Source organism: Streptomyces silvisoli, from assembly GCF_029269905.1.
In the GTDB taxonomy this organism is placed as follows: Bacteria; Actinomycetota; Actinomycetes; order Streptomycetales; family Streptomycetaceae; genus Streptantibioticus_A; species Streptantibioticus_A silvisoli_A.
The window spans coordinates 265287-283016 of sequence record NZ_JARJBC010000001.1; the positions used below are offsets into that span (position 1 = coordinate 265287).

14 protein-coding genes, 1 pseudogene and 1 riboswitch are annotated in these 17730 nt (G+C 70.3%); of the genes and pseudogenes, 5 read left to right on the plus strand and 10 right to left on the minus strand.

All coding sequences use genetic code 11. From position 1 onward, the window contains the following. Nucleotides 1–88 precede the first annotated feature (88 nt). Nucleotides 89–3145, plus strand: a complete 3057-nt coding sequence (locus tag P3G67_RS01215) for a SpoIIE family protein phosphatase (protein WP_276092047.1) — start codon at nt 89–91, stop codon at nt 3143–3145. A gap of 21 nt (nt 3146–3166) precedes the next feature. Here the strand turns inward: P3G67_RS01215 and P3G67_RS01220 are convergent, their stop codons facing one another. From P3G67_RS01220 to P3G67_RS01265, 10 genes and pseudogenes are all read right to left on the minus strand, one after another. After that, nucleotides 3167–4351 carry an acyl-CoA dehydrogenase family protein gene (locus P3G67_RS01220; protein ID WP_276091750.1) on the minus strand — a complete coding sequence of 395 codons (1185 nt, stop codon included), beginning with the start codon at nt 4349–4351 and terminating at the stop codon, nt 3167–3169. Nucleotides 4352–4411: 60 nt separating this feature from the next. Then, nucleotides 4412–5383, minus strand: a complete 972-nt coding sequence (locus P3G67_RS01225) for a 3-hydroxyacyl-CoA dehydrogenase NAD-binding domain-containing protein (protein ID WP_276091751.1) — start codon at nt 5381–5383, stop codon at nt 4412–4414. Further along, a complete protein-coding gene (locus P3G67_RS01230) occupies nt 5380–6153 on the minus strand; it encodes an acetoacetate decarboxylase (RefSeq protein ID WP_269856828.1) in 774 nt (257 codons plus the stop codon). Before P3G67_RS01230 ends, P3G67_RS01225 begins: the two co-directional genes overlap by 4 nt. Continuing rightward, nucleotides 6150–6974: a crotonase/enoyl-CoA hydratase family protein gene (locus P3G67_RS01235; protein WP_276091752.1), complete on the minus strand. Its 825-nt coding sequence runs from the start codon at nt 6972–6974 to the stop codon at nt 6150–6152. The genes P3G67_RS01230 and P3G67_RS01235 overlap by 4 nt, the downstream gene beginning before the upstream one ends. After that, nucleotides 6971–8149: a CaiB/BaiF CoA transferase family protein gene (locus P3G67_RS01240; RefSeq protein WP_391858175.1), complete on the minus strand. Its 1179-nt coding sequence runs from the start codon at nt 8147–8149 to the stop codon at nt 6971–6973. The genes P3G67_RS01235 and P3G67_RS01240 overlap by 4 nt, the downstream gene beginning before the upstream one ends. A gap of 308 nt (nt 8150–8457) precedes the next feature. Further along, nucleotides 8458–9396, minus strand: coding sequence for a LysR family transcriptional regulator (locus P3G67_RS01245; protein WP_276091754.1), 939 nt, complete (start codon nt 9394–9396; stop codon nt 8458–8460). Nucleotides 9397–9569: 173 nt separating this feature from the next. Further along, nucleotides 9570–11132, minus strand: coding sequence for a carboxylesterase/lipase family protein (locus P3G67_RS01250; RefSeq protein WP_276091755.1), 1563 nt, complete (start codon nt 11130–11132; stop codon nt 9570–9572). 272 nt (nt 11133–11404) lie between these two features. Beyond that, nucleotides 11405–11734, minus strand: coding sequence for a hypothetical protein (locus P3G67_RS01255; protein WP_276091756.1), 330 nt, complete (start codon nt 11732–11734; stop codon nt 11405–11407). 122 nt (nt 11735–11856) lie between these two features. Continuing rightward, a pseudogene (locus P3G67_RS01260) lies at nt 11857–12036 on the minus strand (helix-turn-helix domain-containing protein); the annotation flags it as partial. Next, a complete protein-coding gene (locus tag P3G67_RS01265) occupies nt 12024–12884 on the minus strand; it encodes an SDR family oxidoreductase (protein ID WP_276091757.1) in 861 nt (286 codons plus the stop codon). The gene P3G67_RS01265 and the pseudogene P3G67_RS01260, both read right to left, overlap by 13 nt. 89 nt (nt 12885–12973) lie before the next feature. On the opposite strand from P3G67_RS01265, the gene P3G67_RS01270 reads away from it, so the two are divergent. The 4 genes from P3G67_RS01270 to P3G67_RS01285 all read left to right on the plus strand — a co-directional run bounded on the left by P3G67_RS01270 (nt 12974) and on the right by P3G67_RS01285 (nt 17597). After that, entirely contained in the window at nt 12974–13702 is a 729-nt protein-coding gene (locus tag P3G67_RS01270; protein WP_276091758.1) for a TetR/AcrR family transcriptional regulator, read from the plus strand. A 198-nt stretch (nt 13703–13900) separates the two neighbouring features. Beyond that, nucleotides 13901–14812 carry a LysR family transcriptional regulator gene (locus P3G67_RS01275; RefSeq protein ID WP_276091759.1) on the plus strand — a complete coding sequence of 304 codons (912 nt, stop codon included), beginning with the start codon at nt 13901–13903 and terminating at the stop codon, nt 14810–14812. A gap of 319 nt (nt 14813–15131) precedes the next feature. Beyond that, a complete protein-coding gene (locus tag P3G67_RS01280) occupies nt 15132–15977 on the plus strand; it encodes an SDR family NAD(P)-dependent oxidoreductase (protein ID WP_276091760.1) in 846 nt (281 codons plus the stop codon). Between the two features lie 600 nt (nt 15978–16577). Then, nucleotides 16578–16749, plus strand: a riboswitch (cyclic di-AMP (ydaO/yuaA leader). A 2-nt stretch (nt 16750–16751) separates the two neighbouring features. Next, nucleotides 16752–17597 carry a CAP domain-containing protein gene (locus P3G67_RS01285; protein ID WP_276091761.1) on the plus strand — a complete coding sequence of 282 codons (846 nt, stop codon included), beginning with the start codon at nt 16752–16754 and terminating at the stop codon, nt 17595–17597. Nucleotides 17598–17730 lie beyond the last annotated feature (133 nt).

Here is a 17730-nt window from a genome sequence, read left to right on the forward strand (position 1 = left end):
GGCGTTGCGCTCGCCGTCCGGCGGGCGACGTAGCACCCTGGAGGTGCGGCGGTGGGCAGGTGAGCGCGGGACTGGCGGTTTCTTGGCAATGCACCGGTACGAGTCGCAGAACGCGGCAGGGGCGCGGCTGGAGGGGCATCGGCTGCTTCCCCTGGCGACCGCGTTGCTCGACTCGGACGGGCGGATCCTGCACTGGAGCGAGGACGCCGAGAAGCTGGTCGGCTACCCGGCGAGCGAGGCGGTGGGCCAGTTCGCCGCCCGGCTGCTGGTGAACGAGGAGCAGTGGCCGCAGGTGCTGTCGATGTTCGACAGCATCACCTCCGGGCGCGGCTGGTCCGGGACCTTTCCGGTCAGGCACCGTGACGGCCGCAACGTCGAGCTGGAGTTCCATACCTACCCGATCGTCGGCCCGGAGGGACGGCGGTTCGTGCTCGCCACCGCGTCCGAGGTCGCCGCGCTGCGCACGGTCGAGCAGAACCTGGCCATCCTGGACGGCTTCTTCAGCCAGTCCCCGATCGGCCTGGCCGTCTACGACACCGAGCTGCGGTTCATGCGGATCAACGACGCGCTGGCCCGGATGAACGGCCTGTCGTCCGAGCAGCACATCGGCGGAACGCTCAGCGAGGTGCTGCCGGGCATCAACGCCAAGGAGATCGAAGAGGTGATGCGGCGGGTGCTGGCCACCGGCGAGCCGGTGGTCGACGCCCGGTCGCACGGCCGTACACCGGGTGATCCGGAGCACGACCGGGCCTGGTCGGCCTCGTACTTCCGGCTGGAGGCGCCGTCCGGCCAGGTGCTCGGCGTCTGCTCCTCGATCATCGACGTCACCGAGCGGTTCCACGCCGAGGCCCAGGCGGAGCAGGCCCAGCAGCGGCTCTCCCTGCTGGCCGAGGCGGGCGCCCGGATCGGCGCCACCCTGGACCTGCGCCGGGCCGCCCGGGAACTGTCCGAGGCGATGGTCCCGCAGCTCGCAGATGTATGTGCGGTGCATGTACTTGACCGGCTGGTGGGCGGGATGGACCCGGAGCCGGTGGGCGGTGCGCAGTCGGTCTATGTGCGGCGGCTGGCGCTCGCCTCCTCCAGCACCGAGTTCCCCGCCGCCGACCTGCCGACCGAGGGCGTGTACCGCATACCGTCCGGCTCACCGTACGAACAGGCGATGACCGGGCGGCGTACCGTGATCGTCCCCGGCGCCGAGCTGCCGCCGCTCACCGACGTACGGGCCGACCGGGTGAGCGGCTATCTGGCCCGCAGGGCCCAGCCGGTGCGGGTGGCGCCGCTGGTCGCCCGGTCGACGGTGCTCGGCATCGTGGTCTACGGCCGCAGCGTCGACCGTGAGCCGTTCGACGCCCAGGACAGCACGTTCGGCGACGAGTTGATCTCGCGGGCGGCGGCCTCGATCGACAACGCCCGGCTCTATCTGCGGGAACACGAGAACCTGATGGAGCGTCAGGCTGCGTTGCGCGAGGCCAACGCCGCCCGGGCACAACTCGCCCTGATCAACGAGGCCAGCAGCCGCATCGGCACCACACTGGACCTCCAGCGCACCGCGGAGGAACTGGTCGAGGTGGTCGTCCCACGGTTCGCCGACTTCGTCACCGTCGACCTGCTGGAGCCCGTACTGAGCGGTGAGGAACCCGACAAGCTGCGCGGTGACAAGGAGTTGGTGCTGCGCGCGGTCGCGGTCGGCGAGTCGGGTGACTCGGGGATGACCAACGTCGCCGACGCGGTGGGTGAGGTCTCCCGTTTCGAGTCCCGCAAGCTCTACGCGAAGGCGCTGCGCAGGAGACGCTCGGTGCTGGTGCCGGAGGTGGACGAGGAGAGCCTGTCCGCCATCGTCAGCTCGCAGGACCGGGTGGCGCCCGGCCTCGCCGCGGGCGTCCACTCCTATCTGATGGTGCCGGTGCTCGCCCGTGGCGCGGTGCTCGGCGGCGTGGAGTTCGTCCGTACCCGCCACCCCGAGCCGTTCACGCCCGCCGACACGGCGCTGGCCGAGGAACTGGTCGCCCGCGCCGCGGTGTCCATCGACAACGCCCGGCTGTACCGGCGCGAGCGGGAGACGGCGCTCACCCTGCAACGCAGCCTGCTGCCCCAGGAGACCCGGCACACGCTGGGCATGGAGATCGCCCACCGCTATCTGCCGAGCAGCGTGGGCAGCGAGGTCGGCGGCGACTGGTTCGACGTGGTCCCGCTGTCCTGCGGGCGCGTCGCGCTGGTGGTGGGGGATGTGATGGGCCACGGCATCCGGGCCGCCGCCACGATGGGCCAACTACGCACCGTGGCCCGTACGTTGGCCACCCTGGAGATGCAGCCCGACCAGGTGCTGACCCGGCTGGACGAGACGGCCTCCGGGGTCGGCGACGGCCAGTTCGCCACCTGCGTGTGCGCCGTCTACGACCCGGTCGACCGCAGCTGCACCCTGGCGTGCGCCGGACACCTGCCGCCCGTCGTGGTGGCCCCCGGCGGCGGCAGCCGGCCGGTCGACCTGCCCGCCGGGGTTCCGCTGGGTGTCGGGGGAGTGGACTTCGAGAGCGTGGAGATCACCATTCCGGAGGGCGGCATCCTGTCGCTCTACACCGACGGCCTGATCGAACGGCGTGGCCAGGACATCGACGAGGGCCTGGAGCTGCTGTGCCGCACCCTCGCCGACCGGGGCCGCGATCTGGAGGAGAGCTGTGACGCGGTGCTCACCGCGCTGGTGCCCGAAGGATCCGAGGACGACATCGCGGTGATCATGGCACGGGTGCTTCCGGTCCCCGAGGACAAGATCGCCACGCTGCCGCTGGCCGAGGACGTGGCCCTCGCGGGCGAGGCGCGCCGGTTCACCCGCGGCACCCTTGCGTCCTGGGGGCTCTCCTCACTCGCCGAGATCACCGAACTGCTGGTCAGCGAGCTGGTCACCAACGCCCTGCGGCACGCCGGCCCACCACGGCAGTTGCGCCTGTTCCGGGACCGCACACTCACCGTGGAGGTCGCCGACACCAGCCGCCAGATCCCGTTGCTGCGCCCCGTCGAGGAGGACCTGGAGAGCGGTCGCGGCATGCGGCTTGTCAACGAGCTCGCCCACCGCTGGGGCAGCCGCATGACCCGCCACGGCAAGGTGGTCTGGTTCGAACTGGAAATCCCACCCGGCACCGGCGCCTGACCCGCCAGCGGGGAGCGCTCGTCACGCGAAGGCGCTGTGGCCGGTGATGGACTTGCCGACGATGAGGGTGTTCATCTCACGGGTGCCCTCGAAGGAGTAGACGGCCTCGGCGTCGGCGAAGAACTTGGCGATCTCGTATTCGAGCACGATGCCGTTTCCGCCGAAGAGTTCGCGGGCCCAGGCGACGCACTCGCGCATCCGGGTGGTGGTGAACGCCTTGGCCAGAGCGGCCTGTTCGGCGCTGCCGCGGCCCGCGGCCGACAACTGGTGGAGGCGGACCACCATGCCGAACATGGCGGTGACGTTGCCGAGCATCTTCACCAGCAGGTCCTGGATCAGCTGGAAGGCGCCGATGGGCTTGCCGAACTGCACCCGGGTGACGGCGTATTCACGGGCGAGCTCGTAGGCGCGTACCGCGACCGCCAGCGCCTGCCAGGCGACCCCGCCCCGCGTGCGCGCCAGGATGGCGGCGGTGTCGCGGAAGCTGTCGACCCGCTGCAGGCGGTTGGCCTCGGGGACACGCACCTCGTTGAGGGCGATGTCGGCGTTCTGCACGGTCCGCAGCGCGATCTTGCCTTCGATCTTGGTGGTGGTGAATCCGGGAGTGCCCTTCTCCACCACGAAACCCTTGACGTTGTCATCGGCCGTATCGCGCGCCCAGACCACGACGAGATCCGCGAAGGTGCCGTTGCCGATCCACCGCTTGGCGCCGTTGAGGATCCATGTGTCGCCCTCGCGCCGGGCGGTGGTGCGCATTCCGCCCGCGACGTCGGAGCCGCCCTCGGGCTCGGTCAGGGCGAAGGCGCCGATCTTCCTCATCGCGGCCATGTCCGGCAGCCAGCGGTCACGCTGCTCCTGGCTGCCGCCTCCGTGGACGCTGCCCATGGCCAGGCCGGTGTGGACTCCGGAGAACACCCCCAACGACGGGTCGACGCGATTGAGTTCGAGGCTGAGGAAGCCCGAGAACAGTTCGCTGCGGTGGCGGCCGTCGCCGTATTCGGGGTAGGAGTATCCGGCCAGTTGGAGCTTGGCCATCTTCTCGATCACCGCGAAGGGGAACTCCGCCCGGTCCCAGGCGGCGTTGGCCAGCGGCTTGACCTCGTTTTCCAAGTAGTCGCGGATGGTGGCCAGTTCGGCCCGCTCGGCATCGCTGAGCAGTTCGGCGTAGCCGAAGAAATCGGGAGTGGGGTTGGCCGGCTTGGGCATGGCTGACTCCTGTGAGATGGGTATCGAAGGTTTTTGTGCGCTGAACGCGGCGGAGGGGGCTCAGGCCTGTTCGGCCCGGCGCAGCGCGGCGTTCAAGGCGAGCTGTTTGCGGTCGCGGAGCATGGCGCGCTTCTGGTACGCCTCGGGGCCCTTCCCGTACGCGGCCTCGGTCTGGGCGACCAGCGTGGCGATGCCATCGGCGTCCAGCACCGGATGGCCGAGGCTCTGCCAGCTCTCGGCGAGGCCGGGACCCAGGTGCCGCATCATGTGCCGGATGCCGCCGGGGCCGCCGCCGAGGTGAAAGCTCTCGAAGGGACCGATGGCGGCATATCGGCCGCCCAGCGACGCCTTCATCACCGTGTCGAGTTCCCTGGCCTCGACCACACCGCTGAGGACGAGATGGATCGCCTCCTGGAGCACCGCGCCCTGCAACCGGTTGGCCGCGAACCCGGGGACCTCCTTGCGCAGCCGTACCGGCGTCCTGCCCAGCGCCTGGTAGAAGGCGATGGCCGTCTCGATGACCTCCTCCGCGGTGCGCTCGCCCGGAACGATCTCCACGAGCGGGACGATGTGCGGCGGATTGAAGGGGTGCGCGACCAGCAGTCGCGCGGCGACCTCGTCCGGCAGCTGCGCGGCGATCAGGGAGGCTACGATGCCGGAGCTGGAGGTGGCCAGTACCGCGTCGGCCGGGGCATGGCTGGCGATGTCGGCGAACAGCCGCTGTTTGAACTGAAGGTTCTCCGGGCCGTTTTCCTGCACGAGCCGTGCGTCGTCCACGGCCTCGGCCAGGTCGTGGGTGGTGCGGATGCGGTCGCGCAGGACCGCCGCTTCGCTGCCGGGCAGCCCGGCGGCGAGCATCGGCATCGCCTCGTCGACGGCCTGGTCCAGGTCGTCGCGCGGGTCGGTGACGGTCACCTCGATTCCGTGGGCGGCGAACAGCGCGGCCCACGCCAGGCCGATGGTGCCGGCGCCGACGACGGCGACCGACGTCAGAGCCGTGGGCGGTCGGGGTGTCAGGGCACGGGGTGTCACGAGGGATCCTCCTCGGTCAGGTAGTCGTGGACGGGAACGGCCCTGTCCAGCGTGAGATCCGTGACGATGTGGCTGGCCGAGACGATCTCGCGCACCGGCAGATCCGCCAGCGGCGCCAGTACGTGCTCGAACAACTGCAGCCGCGCGGGCCCGGTGTGGGCCTCCTTGACCACGAGATCGGTGATCTGGGTGCGGACGAGCTCGCAGACCCGTGGGGTGCCGTCGTAGCCGGGAACGATCTTGAGCATGTAGGTGGGTACCGCGATCTGCTCGCGGGCGAGCCCCGGGTCGAGCGGATGGTGCTTGTAGCCCATCGTCGCGGTGGCGACCCGCACGCTCCCGTAGTCCAGCGTCCCGACCAGCGCGGCGTGCTCGGCGTACAGGGCGGGTGCGCCCATCGCCTTCGGATAGGCGCTCACCTCGCGGCCAGCGGCGGTGGCGGCGAAACTGTCCAGGTACATCGCGTGCAGATACTCGCCGCGCTCGTCCCCGTAAAGCACCGGGATCGCCTGTCCGGCCTCGACATACGGGCCGTATGCCGTGACGTCCGCCATCTTCATCACCTCGAACCGCACCAGCGGCTCGTCGACGCGCAGCGGCTCGGGCACCACTGCTCGCAGTGCGTCGGGGTCGGTGCGATAGACGATGTTGAGGTACTCGCGATCGGTGAAGCGGGCCGTGGCGGGGGCGTACGCGGGCGCCGTGAGGGGGGTGTTGAGGGCACGCACGAGATGTGCCCGGCCCAGCCGAGGTGCGGGTGCGTGCTTCATCGCCCGCTCCACTCAGGCGCGCGCTTCTCACTGAAGGCGCGTACCCCTTCGGTGAAGTCGGCCGAGCGCAGCAGCGCGCCGACCTCGGCGGCCTGCTCGGCGAACGCCTCCGACTCCGGTACGCCATCGGCGAGTTGGACGGTCCTCTTCACCGCCGCCAGAGCCAGCGGCGCGTTGGCCGCGATCTCCTCGGCGAGTTCCAAGGCGGTGGACAGCGCCTCGCCGTCGGGGGTGAGGCGGTTCACGAGGCCGAGTTCGCGGGCGCGTTCGGCGGTGACCGTTCGGCCGGTCAGCAGCAGCTCCATCGCCAGGTGGTAGGAGATGCGCTTGGGAAGCCGTACCACTCCGCCGCCACCGGCGATCAGCCCGCGCTTGACCTCCGGGAGAGCGAAGCGGGCCCCCTCGGCGGCCACCACCAGGTCGCAGGCCAGGGCCAGTTCGAAGCCTCCGCCCAGGGCGTATCCCTCGACGGCCGCGATCAGCGGCTTGGCCGTACGGGCCTCGGCGAGCCCGGCGAAGCCCTTGCCGGGGATGTTCACCTGTTCGCCGCGGGCAGCGGCCTTGAGGTCCATACCCGCGCTGAAGGTGCCGTCCGCGCCGGTGAGAACGCCCACCCGCAGGCCGGGGTCGGACTCCAGGCGGTCGACGGCGGCGGCGATGCCCTGGGCGACCTCGGCGTTGACGGCGTTGCGGGCCCGCGGCCGGTTGATCGTGATGACGAGGACACCGCCGACGTCGCTTGTGCCGACGACGGGGACCGCTGGCGTGGTCGCGGGGGTTTCGGGTGTGCGGGTCGTGGGCGTGGGAATGCTGCCGCTCATCGGTTCTCCTCACCGAACTCGGCGGTCTGATTGGCCTTCGTCTTACGGGGGTTGGTCCCCCGCGTACCGGCGAGTTCGCCGAGCACCTCCTCGGTGTGCTGGCCGGCCAGCGGCGCGTGCCGACGCACCGACGCCGGGGTGGCGGAGAAGGCCAGCGGTATGCCGATCACCCGGTAGGCGCCCTCACTGGGGTGTTCGGCGACATCCAGCAGATGGCCCCCACGCACGTACGGGTCCTCGGCGGCCTCTTCGAGCCGCAGCACGGGACCGACGGGGATGCTGTGCTTGGTGCACACCTCCGTCCACTGCGCCGAGGTCAGCTCTGGCGTCACCGTCTCCAGCAGCTCGGACAGCGCCTCGCCGTCGCGCGCGGAGTCGATGAACTCGCCATTGACGCGCGGGTCTTCGGCCAGATCGGGGCGTCCCGCCGCGGCGAACAGATCGCGGAAGTTCTGCGGGCTGTACGGGATGACCATCGCCAGGCCGTCCTTGGTCGGGCGGGCCCGGTGCCCCTTGTTCATGGACGGCGGGAAGCCGGTCGGGCCCATCGGAGGCTCGAAGGTGCGGCCCTGCAGATGCTCGACCAGGTTGAACGCCAGCAGGGTGTCCACCATCGGCACTTCGATGTGCTGCCCCTGGCCGGTCGCGCGCTGGTGGACGAGAGCGGCCAGCGCCGCGTACACGATCGTCAGTGCGGCGACCTTGTCGGCGAAGATGCTGGGCAGCACGACCGGTGCGCCCACGTCGCCCGAGCGCTGCGCCAGGTCCAGCAGCCCGGAGGCGGCCTGCACCGTCTCGTCGTACGCCGCCAGTTGGGCCCGGTCGGAGTCCGGGCGGAACCCCTGGGCGTGGGCGTAGACCAGCTGGGGGTTGGCCGCGGCGAGGCTGTCGTAGTCCATGCCCAGGCGGCGCAGGGCGCCGATTCGCATGTTGGTGATCAGGATGTCCGCGGTGCCGATCAACTCCAGCGCCTTGGCGCGCTCCGCATCGTCCTTGAGGTTGAGCTTCACGCTGCGCTTGTTGCGGTTGACGTTGAGGTTCAGCGGCGTCATGCCGGGCGTACGGTGCAGCGCGCCGACCCGCACGGTGTCGTTCGGTGACTCGATCTTGATGACGTCGGCACCGAGGTCGCCGAGGATCTGCGCCGCGTACGGCCCCATCACCACCGTGGCCATGTCGATGACGCGTACTCCGGCCAGCGGGCCGCCCCGCTCGTTCGCTTCGGCCGGCCTGTTCGCATCGGCGGAGCATGCCGGTTCTACCTCGGCCATTTCAGCGGGTTCCATCACCACTCCAGTACGGGAAACGGGACAGGAAGGGGAAAAGCGCCACCCTCTTCGGGGGCATTCCCGGCTCTATGGAAAACGCTAGTCCGGTGCGGTGGAGAGACCCAAGCGATCAGTGACACCAATACGCGAAAAACGGCGTGACCGCAGCGGTCACGCCGTTTTTCCGGCCTTGCACGGGCGCGGGGTCACCCTGGTCAGGACGGATCTACGGGAGGGGAGAACACCTCCTTGGCCTCCCTGACCAGGCCGTGCAGATCGCCGTCCGGCTCGGCCCGGTCCCGGCGCCAGACCAGCCCGGTCGGCAGGGCGGGCGAGAAGTCCCGGAACGGCAGCACTACACTCGCCTCATTCCCGTAACCCCTGGAAGTGCCTTCCGTGCTCCCGCCGCCGGAATTCCCGGAACTGAGCAATGTGATGGCGAATATCGAACCGTTCGCCACGATCTCGCGTACGCTCGCGTAATCGCCGATGTTGAGCGTGGTCTCCTTGTGGATTCCTGCGGCTTTCAAGCGCACCTTGAGCTGGTCGAAATATGTCGGGAGCGTCCCGGGTGCCGACGTCACATATGTGTGGTCCCTGAGTTCGCTCAACGACACCGAGCTCCGCGAACCGAATTCGGCGGCGGGCAGCAGCGCGCCCAGCGGCTCGCGCAGCAACTCCAGCACCTCGATTCCCTCGGCGTGCACGGGCAGATGGAGCAGCGCCATGGCCAGATCACCGCGCTGTACCGCACTCAGGAGGTTCCCGCTGTTCCCGGGCCAGCGCTTGACGTCGAAATCCTCGGCACAGCGCCCCTCGAGCTGCACAAGCCGCTCCCGCAGCCTCGGGTGCAGGGCCGGTACGACGCCCACATATGCCGCCCGCCGCTCGGGCCCCAGGGCTCGGCGCAGTTGCCAGGGAATGTCGTCGAACCGGCTCAGGACGTCCTTCGCCACGGGCAGCAGTGCCGCACCGGCGCGCGTCAGCGCCACATGGTGCGAATCCCGGTCGAACAGCCGCTGGTCGAGTTCCCGCTCCAGATCCCGTACCCGCTGGCTCAACGGCGAGGTGGCCATGTGCAGTTGACGCGCGGCCCGGGAAAAACTGAGGTTCTCGGCGACTGCCACGAAGTAGCGCAGATGGAAGATCTCCATCGCCAAACCCTATCCGGGCGTCGTGGAACCTCCCCGAAAGGGACACCCCGCCGTCGGCGCCCCTGACCATCGATCACGTTGACCCGCGTGCGCTTGTCGGGGCCGCGGATGAGGCGGTGGCGCCGGGAATGCGCGTGGTTGGTCCCCGGCTACCGGCCTGACGCACCGACACGTCACTGTCGGGGGTTGAGGTGGTCCTTCCACAGTTCGCGCTCGTTGCCGTGCGGGTCCCGCACGACCTCGTTGCCTGGTTGGCCGTTCCGGTGGAAGACCATGACGGGGCGTTGGCTGGTGTCGTAGGGTGCCCAGCCGCTCAGCTCTCCCGCCCGCGCGAACTCCACCCAGCGGCTGTGCAGTGCGTCGGCGAGTTCCCGTGGCGGGTTGGGGCCGGTGAACTCCCGGCTGTCGGGGTTGTCGAGGGTGTCCCAGACGAACGGCAGCGGCAGGCTGTGGCAGGCACCGAACTCGACACCGGGGGCGTTGGGCGCGCTGTCGGTGCGCCATCCGAACTCGAAGAGATGGGTGGGGGTGGGGGCGGGGGCTTGGGCGCGGGCTTCGGCGACTCGGATCGTGGGGATGCGGAAGACCCGGTCGGTGAGTACCGCGCAGGCGATGTCCAGCGGACTGTCGCGCACGTACGGCGGGACGTTGGTCTCGGCGTAGCGGTCGTAGAAGTCGGCCGGTACGCCGTACGCCCGCAGGCTGTCGCGGAAGGGCCTCTCCTCGGGCCGGGCGGCCAGCGGGGTGGGCGCCAGGAAGAGCCGGAACTCCTCGGTGGCGGTGCCCATGAGGAGGGGGATGCCGTGCCCGGCGCCCTCTGCCATCGCGTCGATCGGCGCGCGGTGCAGAAGGGTGTCGTCGATGACGGGCATGAAGGCCAGACCGCAGGCGGCGATGGTGGATGCCCCGAAGCGCCGCGCGTTGACCGTGGTGGCGACGTCGTCGCAGACGGCTTCCTGGGCGAGGAGGAGTTCACGCACCGGCACGTCGGCCAGGGCGTGCACGGTGGGCTCGACGCGCAGGCGTTCGGCGACCTCCGCGGTGACCAGCGCGGCGTCCTGGCGGGTCTGGACGATGTGGGCGGAGCCGCTTTCCACGATGGCCTTGTGGAACAGGCCAAGGTCCAGGGAGAGCAGCGTGAGCACGCTCATCGCACCGGCGGACTCGCCCGCGACGGTGACGTCGTCCGGGTTTCCGCCGAACCGTTCGATGTTGTCCCGGACCCATTCCAGGGCGGCGATCTGGTCCAGCAGGCCGCGGTTGGCCTGGGCGGGCGCGTCCTCGACGTAGGCGAAACCCTCCACGCCGAGCCGGTAGTTGACGGACACGCACACCACATCGTCGCGGGCGAACGTGGCACCGTCGAAGGCGGTCACGGCGCTGGAGCCGGTGATGAAGCCACCGCCGTGGATCCACACCAGAACCGGCAGGGATCGTGTCGCACCGGGGGCGGGAGTCCACACGTTCAGGTTCAGGTGCTCGTCCCCCCTGACCACAGGGTTGCGGATGAGTTCGCCCAGCTTGCCCCGCACAGGCAACTGCGGCGCGGTGGCGCCGAACTCGTGAGCCGCCCGCACACCGGTCCACCGCGCGGGCGGCCCAGGTGCCGCGAACCGCTGGACGCCCTGCGGCGCGGCGGCGTACGGGATGCCGAGGAAGCGGGCGATCCCGCTTTCGACGATGCCGGACACCGGCCCGTAGGCGGTCTCGACGTCGATGGTGGTGGTCTCGGACATGCGGCTCCCAGGACCGGATGCGGGCGACGCGACCCGCGCCTTGGCGCCCTGCCGAGCGGACGCCCCAGGGGGACGACGAGCCCCCATGCAACCCCGACGCTACCCGGCAGGACTTTGACACAGGCCGTGGTGACCAGAAGGAGTCGTTCCTTGACTGGAAGCCGCCCGGACGGACAACCGCCAAGGGGCGCGGGTGGTGAGACGGCGACCGTCAGGGCGCGGGACGATCCGCTGCCGAGCAGCGTGCAGATACGGCCTGGCCGCTGCGGGCTTCAGAGGAAATTGAATCGCACTGCGTTGGGGTACCTCCCCCAGACCCTGTCTGACTTCGGGGGAATTCGGTCCAGGACGGCGCCGCTGCAGTCGGTGTTCTCGTAGACGGTCGCCGTGGCGTTCGTTTCGTTGTCCGCGCTGACCGCGGGCAGGCCGAAGCTGATGCACTCACCGTTCGGCGGGTCGGCCCAGGTGTGCGGCACTCCGTCAGTGTCGGTGTAGGTGAAATTGCCGGCGGCGGCGTGGCCTTCGGCGGAGACCCCAGTCACCAGCGCGAGCGCGGCGCAGGCGGCCAGGGCGAGTCGGCCTGCGCTCCTGAAGGCGTTCATAAGAGCCTCACCCTTCTTCGACGAGTAGGACCTCGGACGTCAGGATCAGCCTTTTTCAAGATCTTCAGTGCGAAATAGCCCTTTGTCACTCGATAGAGTGGCAAGTCGGCTAGTGATCAAGGGTCGGTATCCCGTGGATGTGCGGTTGCGCGTGGACGACTGGAGCGGTCATGCAACCCCGGATCGCCTTCGGCTCGCCAGCGCCGGACCCATTTGTGGGCTGTGTTGCGGGAGTTGCCCATTTCCTCGGCGATGTGGGCGATGGACCTGCCAGCGCGCCCCACTGGATCTACTCGGCCCAGGCACGCTCCAGCTGGGTGCGGAAGGTGGCGGGCTTTCGCCCGATCAGCTCGGCCAGTGTCGAGTCGACAGCGGTGAACTCGCCGTTCCGAGCCGCGGCGAAGATGCTCAGTATCAGGTCGGCGATCGGGGCCGGGGCGCCGTGCGCCAGGGCTTGTTCGCGGAAGACGTCGTCGGGGACGACGGTGCGGGTGAAGGGCCGTCCGGTGGTCTGGGACGCGATCTCGGCGATGGTGTCGAAGTCGAGCGCCGCCGGGCCGGTGAGCGGTGGGGTGGGCCCCTCGAAGCGGGCCTCCTCGGCGAGGATCACCGCGGTGGCCTCGGCGAGGTCGTCGTGGCCGGTCCAGGCGACAGGGCCGTCGGCGGGGAGGGCGATGTCGCCGGTGTGGCGGGTGGGCTCAAGGAACTGCAGGGCGCTGGAGGCGTAGAAGCCGTTGCGCAGCGCGGTCCAGGGCAGACCGGTGGCGCGCAGCATGTCCTCGGTCTCGGCGTGGTCGCGGCATGCCTGGAAGCGGGCGTCGTGGGCGGCGCCCATCTGGCTGGTGTAGAGGATGCGGCCGACGCCGGCCTCCACGGCGGCGTCGATGGCGGCGCGGTGGCCGCTGACGCATTCCGGGCCTGTGCGGTCGAGGGAGACGAGGAGCAGTTGCTCGGCGCCCTCGAAGGAGCACGCGAGCGAGGCGGGGTCGTCGAAGCTGCCCTGCCGGACGCGGACGCCGCGGTCGGCGAGGTCCTGGGCCTTGCGGGGGTCGCGGACGCTGACACCGACGCGGTCGGCGGGGACGTGTTCCAGGAGGCGCTCGACGGTGCGGCGGCCGAGCTTTCCGGTGGCTCCGGTAACGATGATCATTGGGTTCTCCCGACACTGTTTCCGGTGGAATCGCAATGATGGTATCACCGGAAATTCCGGTGGAAGCAGATTCTCGATATCATCGGTTCATGGCTACGCGCGACTCAACCGACAGCCCTCGGCGCCGCATCGTCGAGGCGGCCGTCGAGCTGCTGGAGAACGGCGGCCCTGACGCGGTGAGCACCCGCGCGGTCGCCGCCGCAGCCGGAATGCAGCCGCCAGCGATCTACCGCCTCTTCGGCGACAAGGAAGGGCTCCTCGAAGCCGTCGCCGAGCACGGCTACGCGCAGTTCCTGGAGAGAAAGCGCGCGCAGCTCGACCCCCTCCCGCAGGACCCGGTGGAGGAGCTGCGCCGCGGCTGGGACACGGTGGTCGAGTTCGGGGTCGCCCGCCCCGAGTTGTTCGCGGTGATGAACCGGGCCATCGGCCGGGGAACGGACGCAGCACACCGCGCGGGCCTGGAGATCCTCCATGGGCGGGTACGTCGGCTGGCGGCCGGGGGGTGGCTGCGGGTCGACGAGGAACTGGCCGCCCAGATCATCCAGGCAACCGGCCAGGGCGCGGTCACCACCTGGCACTCCACTCCCGCAGACCGCCGCAATCCGGCGCTGTTGACCGTCCTGCGCGAGTCCATGGTCGCGGCCGTCACTCGCGCCGAACCGACGGTTCCCGCCGCGGAGTCCGGTCCCGCCGCGGCGGCCCGCGCGCTGCGCGCCGCCCTCCCCGACGACGCCGATGTCCTGAGCGACGCCGAGCAGCGCCTGCTGCGTGAGTGGCTCACGCGCCTGGCGGCGGACGGTGGCGCGCCGCACGCCTGATCGCGTGTCAGGCGCCCTCGCGGAGGTTGAACCTCCCGAGGAGAGATTGTGCGATGAAGCGGCGTCCACGAGACAAGACAGTCGGCGACCACACGGCTCCGACTGGCTTCCTCTTGCCCATAACGCGCCGCCACCTCGACCACGTCTCCGCCGCCCACTGTCAACAACGCTCGCGGTCAATACGGCTAGCATGCCTCGGTGCACCCGGATCTGAATCTGCTGATCGCACTCGACGCACTTCTGGAGGAGCGTGGCGTGGGCGCCGCGGCGGACCGCCTCGGCCTGTCCCAGCCGGCGATGAGCCGGACCCTGAGCCGTATCCGCCGCGCCACCGGCGACCAGATCCTCGTGCGCGCGGGACGCGACATGCTGCCGACGCCGTACGCGGAATCGGTCCGCGACCAGGTGCACACGCTGGTGGAGGAGGCACAGGCGGTGCTGCGGCCGCCCCGAGCCCTGGAACTGGCCGCGCTCGACCGCACGTTCACCCTCCGGTGCCACGACGCCCTCACCGACAGCGCGGGCCCGGCACTGCTGGCGGCCGTACGTGAGGACGCCCCGGCGGTACGGCTGCGCTTCCTGGCGGAGTCCGCGGCCGACACCGAGGATCTGCGGTTGGGGCGGGTGGACCTGGAGCTGTCGGCCAGCGAACCACGGCAGCAGGACCTGCGCAGTGAGGTGGTCGGGAGCGGCACGCTGGTCGCGGTGGTGCGCGCCGACCACCCCGCCGTAGCGCTGACGCCGACGTCGTACGCGTCCGCCGACCACGTCACCGTCTCGCGCCGGGGTCGACTGCGCGATCCGGTCGACGACGCCCTGGAGGCGCTGGGCCTGGCCCGCCGCGTGGTGGCCTCGGCGCCCACGACGGCGGCGGCACTGCGCATGGTGGCGGCCGGCGACCTGATGTCGGCCGTGCCGATGGTGCTGGCGGATGCCGGTCTGGCGGCGGCCGGACTGCGTACCCTCCCGCTGCCCCTCGACCTGCCGCCGGTCCCGCTGGTCATGAGTTGGCACCACCGCTACGAGGGCGACCCCGCGCACGCCTGGCTGCGCGCGAGGGTCAGGGAAGCGCTCGCCGGGGCCGGCGTCCCAGTCCCCGCGGCCGACTGAGCCGAATTCCGCCCTCCTGTGCGCTGGGGTAATGCCGTGCATCACCTGGCGACATCCGCTCGCCCTGACGTCGCACGAGGCGGCCCGCCGCCCGCGTTGCGGGGAGGTCCGCCGCCTCCCCCTTGGCGGTCGAACAGGCCGCCACCGCGCGGGAGTACGCGCAGCGTGCGCGGCCTTCACCCACTGGACGCTCGGCACCCGGCAGACGAGTGAGCCCGCCGTGGGCAGGCCCCGCGACCCTCTGCTGCTACAAAGGCACTTCCTCCAACTGCCCGTGTAGAACACGGAGTTGGCCCCGACGAGCGGAAGTGATCTGTTCATGAGTACTGATGGTGAGTTCGTCACGCGTTACGGGCCCTGGGCGCTGGTCGCGGGGGCATCCGAGGGAACGGGTGCCGCCTATGCCCGGCATCTCGCCGAGCGGGGATTGAACCTGCTGCTCCTGGCCCGTCGCGAGGAGCCGCTGACCGGCTTGGCCGCGGAACTGGTCGAAACGTTCGGGGTCGAGGTGAGAACCGCGAGCGTGGACCTGACCAGCGGCTCACTGCTGGACGACCTCGAACCGCACACCGACGGCATCGAGATCGGTCTGCTCGTCTACAACGCCGGGGCTTCGCCGAACATCGGCAAGTTCATCGACCGCCCGATAGACGAGGCCATGTACCTCGTCGACCTCAACTGCCGCGGACCGCTGCTGATGGCGCATCATTTCGGTGCGGCGATGGCCGGACGGTCCCGTGGCGGAATCATCTTGACGACGTCCACCGGGTCGATGGCGGGCTGTGCGTACGTCGGTGCCTACACCGCGTCGAAGTCCTTCGTTCACATGCTCGGCGAAGCGTTGTGGGTTGAACTCGGTCAGCACGATGTCGATGTGCTGGTAGCGATGGTCGGACCTACCGACACACCGGCCCTGCGCGCTACCGAACCGCACCTCGACGGTCTGCCCGTCGCTTTGATGGACCCGAACGAGGTCGTAGCGGAAGCCGTCGCGGCTCTGGGATCCGGTCTTCCGCTGGTGCCCGTAGGACCGGCCAACCATGCCGCGGTGCGGCAGGCTTGGCCGGTCCCGCGCGCCGATCTCGTCATGGGAATGAGCGCCGGCTGCGCCCAGATGTACGGCCTACCCGTCCCCGCGCGCCCCCGAGCGGCGCAGTCCGACTGAAGCGCGGAGCGCGACGCCGCTCGTCGGTGCCAGCCCCTGAGGGCTGCTGCCGACGAGCCGAGCGCTCAGGCGCCATCGACGTGCCCACGGCCGCCGAACGCCCGGCTCGCGGTAAGGCGGCCGACCGGTTCTGGTTCGTGGACATCAACGGACTGCTGGTGCGCTCCCGCACCCGTCGACGGCCCGGCGCCGTTGCTTCCGCCGCTGCGGTGCATGAGGGAGGCGGCCCATGAGATCGCGGTCGCCGCCGCACTGGCCGCCGTCGAGGCGGCGTCGCCCGACGGCGGACCGAGCAGGAGTGCGGGCGGTGGTCGCGGCGACGCAGTGGGATCCGGCGTATCCGGACTGACCGGTTGGTGGATTTCGGTACGTTCGGGCGCATACCCCTACGTCGCCGGTACACCGCAGTGTCCTGAAGTGCCCAGGTTTGTCAGGGCATATCGTCCCATCTTTTCTGATGGGGTGTCAGTTTGTGGTGTTCCCATGTGATGTGCGCGACACATGCTTGTGAGTCTTGATCCCAGCTGCCTAGCGTGCGGGGTGTTCGCACACGCGTACCCCGCGGCCGGGACGCCGAGTCCTGTCCACCGACCGACGGGCAGCCGATCAACGCAACGGGCAGGAGCGGGGGAACCAGGTAAGTCGCCGTCCCATGCCCTGCCCGGTGCCCGGGTACACGCTCGGACGGCTCGGGGTGAAGCCGCATGCGCGGCCGGGCCACCTCACCGCCCGAACCCGACAGCTCACCTCGCAGGCGTCGTGGAGGAAGCCTGCATGCTGATACCCGGTTCCGGGCGGCACCGCCGCCCGCACCAGAGCTCCACCCGTCGTCTCGCCGCCACCGGAATCGCCGGTGCCGGTCTGATGCTTCCGCTGGTGGGCGCCAGCGGAGCCATCGCCGCACCCACCGGACACCAGTCCGCTACCGCGGACCAGTGGCAGTCGCGGCACCACGAGGGGCGCGCGCATCACGAGCACGCGCGCCAGCAGCACCACGTCGCCCACCACACGCAGCACGCCGCCCATCCCCACCCGGCCGCCCCCAGCGCCACGCAGCCCTCGGCCACCCCCGTCCAGGCCGCCCCGGTCCAGGCTGCCTCCGCCCAGCCTTCGGTCGCGCCGTCGCACTCCGCGTCCGCCGCGGCGTCGGCCACCCCCACCGCCAGCGCCACTCCGGCTCCGCAGGCCGGCGACACCTCCGACGCGGTCCAGCAGGTGCTGGCCCTGATCAACAAGGCGCGCGCCGCGCAGGGGCTGCCCGCCTACACCATCACCGCCGGACTGACCCGCAGCGCCGAAGGCCACAACCAGGTCATGGCGAACGGCTGCGGACTGTCCCACCAGTGCCCGGGCGAGGCCGCGCTGGGTGACCGGGAGACGGCGGCGGGCGTGCAGTGGAGTTCGGCCGGGGAGAACATAGGCGAGGGCGGCCCGGTCAGCTCCTCGCCGCAGGACGTCGCCGCCATGGCCGTGCAGTTGACCCAGGGCATGCTGAACGAGCAGCCGCCGAACGACGGCCACCGGCGGAACATCCTGAGCAGCGGCTTCACCCACATCGGCATAGCCGTGCACCGGGACGCCCAGGGCACCGTCTGGCTGACGCAGGACTTCTCCGACTGAACCGCCTCCGGTCCGCCCGTGAGCGCCATGGGCGGACCGGACTGTAGGCCGAACGCGTTAATTATCCTTTTTGGTTAAGAATTAAGCCACCTGGCCGGTTAAGGATTCCTCCAGCAGCTCACGCCCAGCCCAG

Coding starts and splice junctions, on each gene's coding strand:
- P3G67_RS01215 (WP_276092047.1), top strand. CDS start 89: ATGCACCGGTACGAGTCGCAGAACGCGGCAGGGGCGCGGCTGGAGGGG.
- P3G67_RS01220 (WP_276091750.1), bottom strand. CDS start 4,351: ATGCCCAAGCCGGCCAACCCCACTCCCGATTTCTTCGGCTACGCCGAA.
- P3G67_RS01230 (WP_269856828.1), bottom strand. CDS start 6,153: ATGAAGCACGCACCCGCACCTCGGCTGGGCCGGGCACATCTCGTGCGT.
- P3G67_RS01235 (WP_276091752.1), bottom strand. CDS start 6,974: ATGAGCGGCAGCATTCCCACGCCCACGACCCGCACACCCGAAACCCCC.
- P3G67_RS01240 (WP_391858175.1), bottom strand. CDS start 8,149: ATGGCCACGGTGGTGATGGGGCCGTACGCGGCGCAGATCCTCGGCGAC.
- P3G67_RS01245 (WP_276091754.1), bottom strand. CDS start 9,396: ATGGAGATCTTCCATCTGCGCTACTTCGTGGCAGTCGCCGAGAACCTC.
- P3G67_RS01250 (WP_276091755.1), bottom strand. CDS start 11,132: ATGTCCGAGACCACCACCATCGACGTCGAGACCGCCTACGGGCCGGTG.
- P3G67_RS01255 (WP_276091756.1), bottom strand. CDS start 11,734: ATGAACGCCTTCAGGAGCGCAGGCCGACTCGCCCTGGCCGCCTGCGCC.
- P3G67_RS01265 (WP_276091757.1), bottom strand. CDS start 12,884: ATGATCATCGTTACCGGAGCCACCGGAAAGCTCGGCCGCCGCACCGTC.
- P3G67_RS01270 (WP_276091758.1), top strand. CDS start 12,974: ATGGCTACGCGCGACTCAACCGACAGCCCTCGGCGCCGCATCGTCGAG.
- P3G67_RS01280 (WP_276091760.1), top strand. CDS start 15,132: ATGAGTACTGATGGTGAGTTCGTCACGCGTTACGGGCCCTGGGCGCTG.
- P3G67_RS01285 (WP_276091761.1), top strand. CDS start 16,752: ATGCTGATACCCGGTTCCGGGCGGCACCGCCGCCCGCACCAGAGCTCC.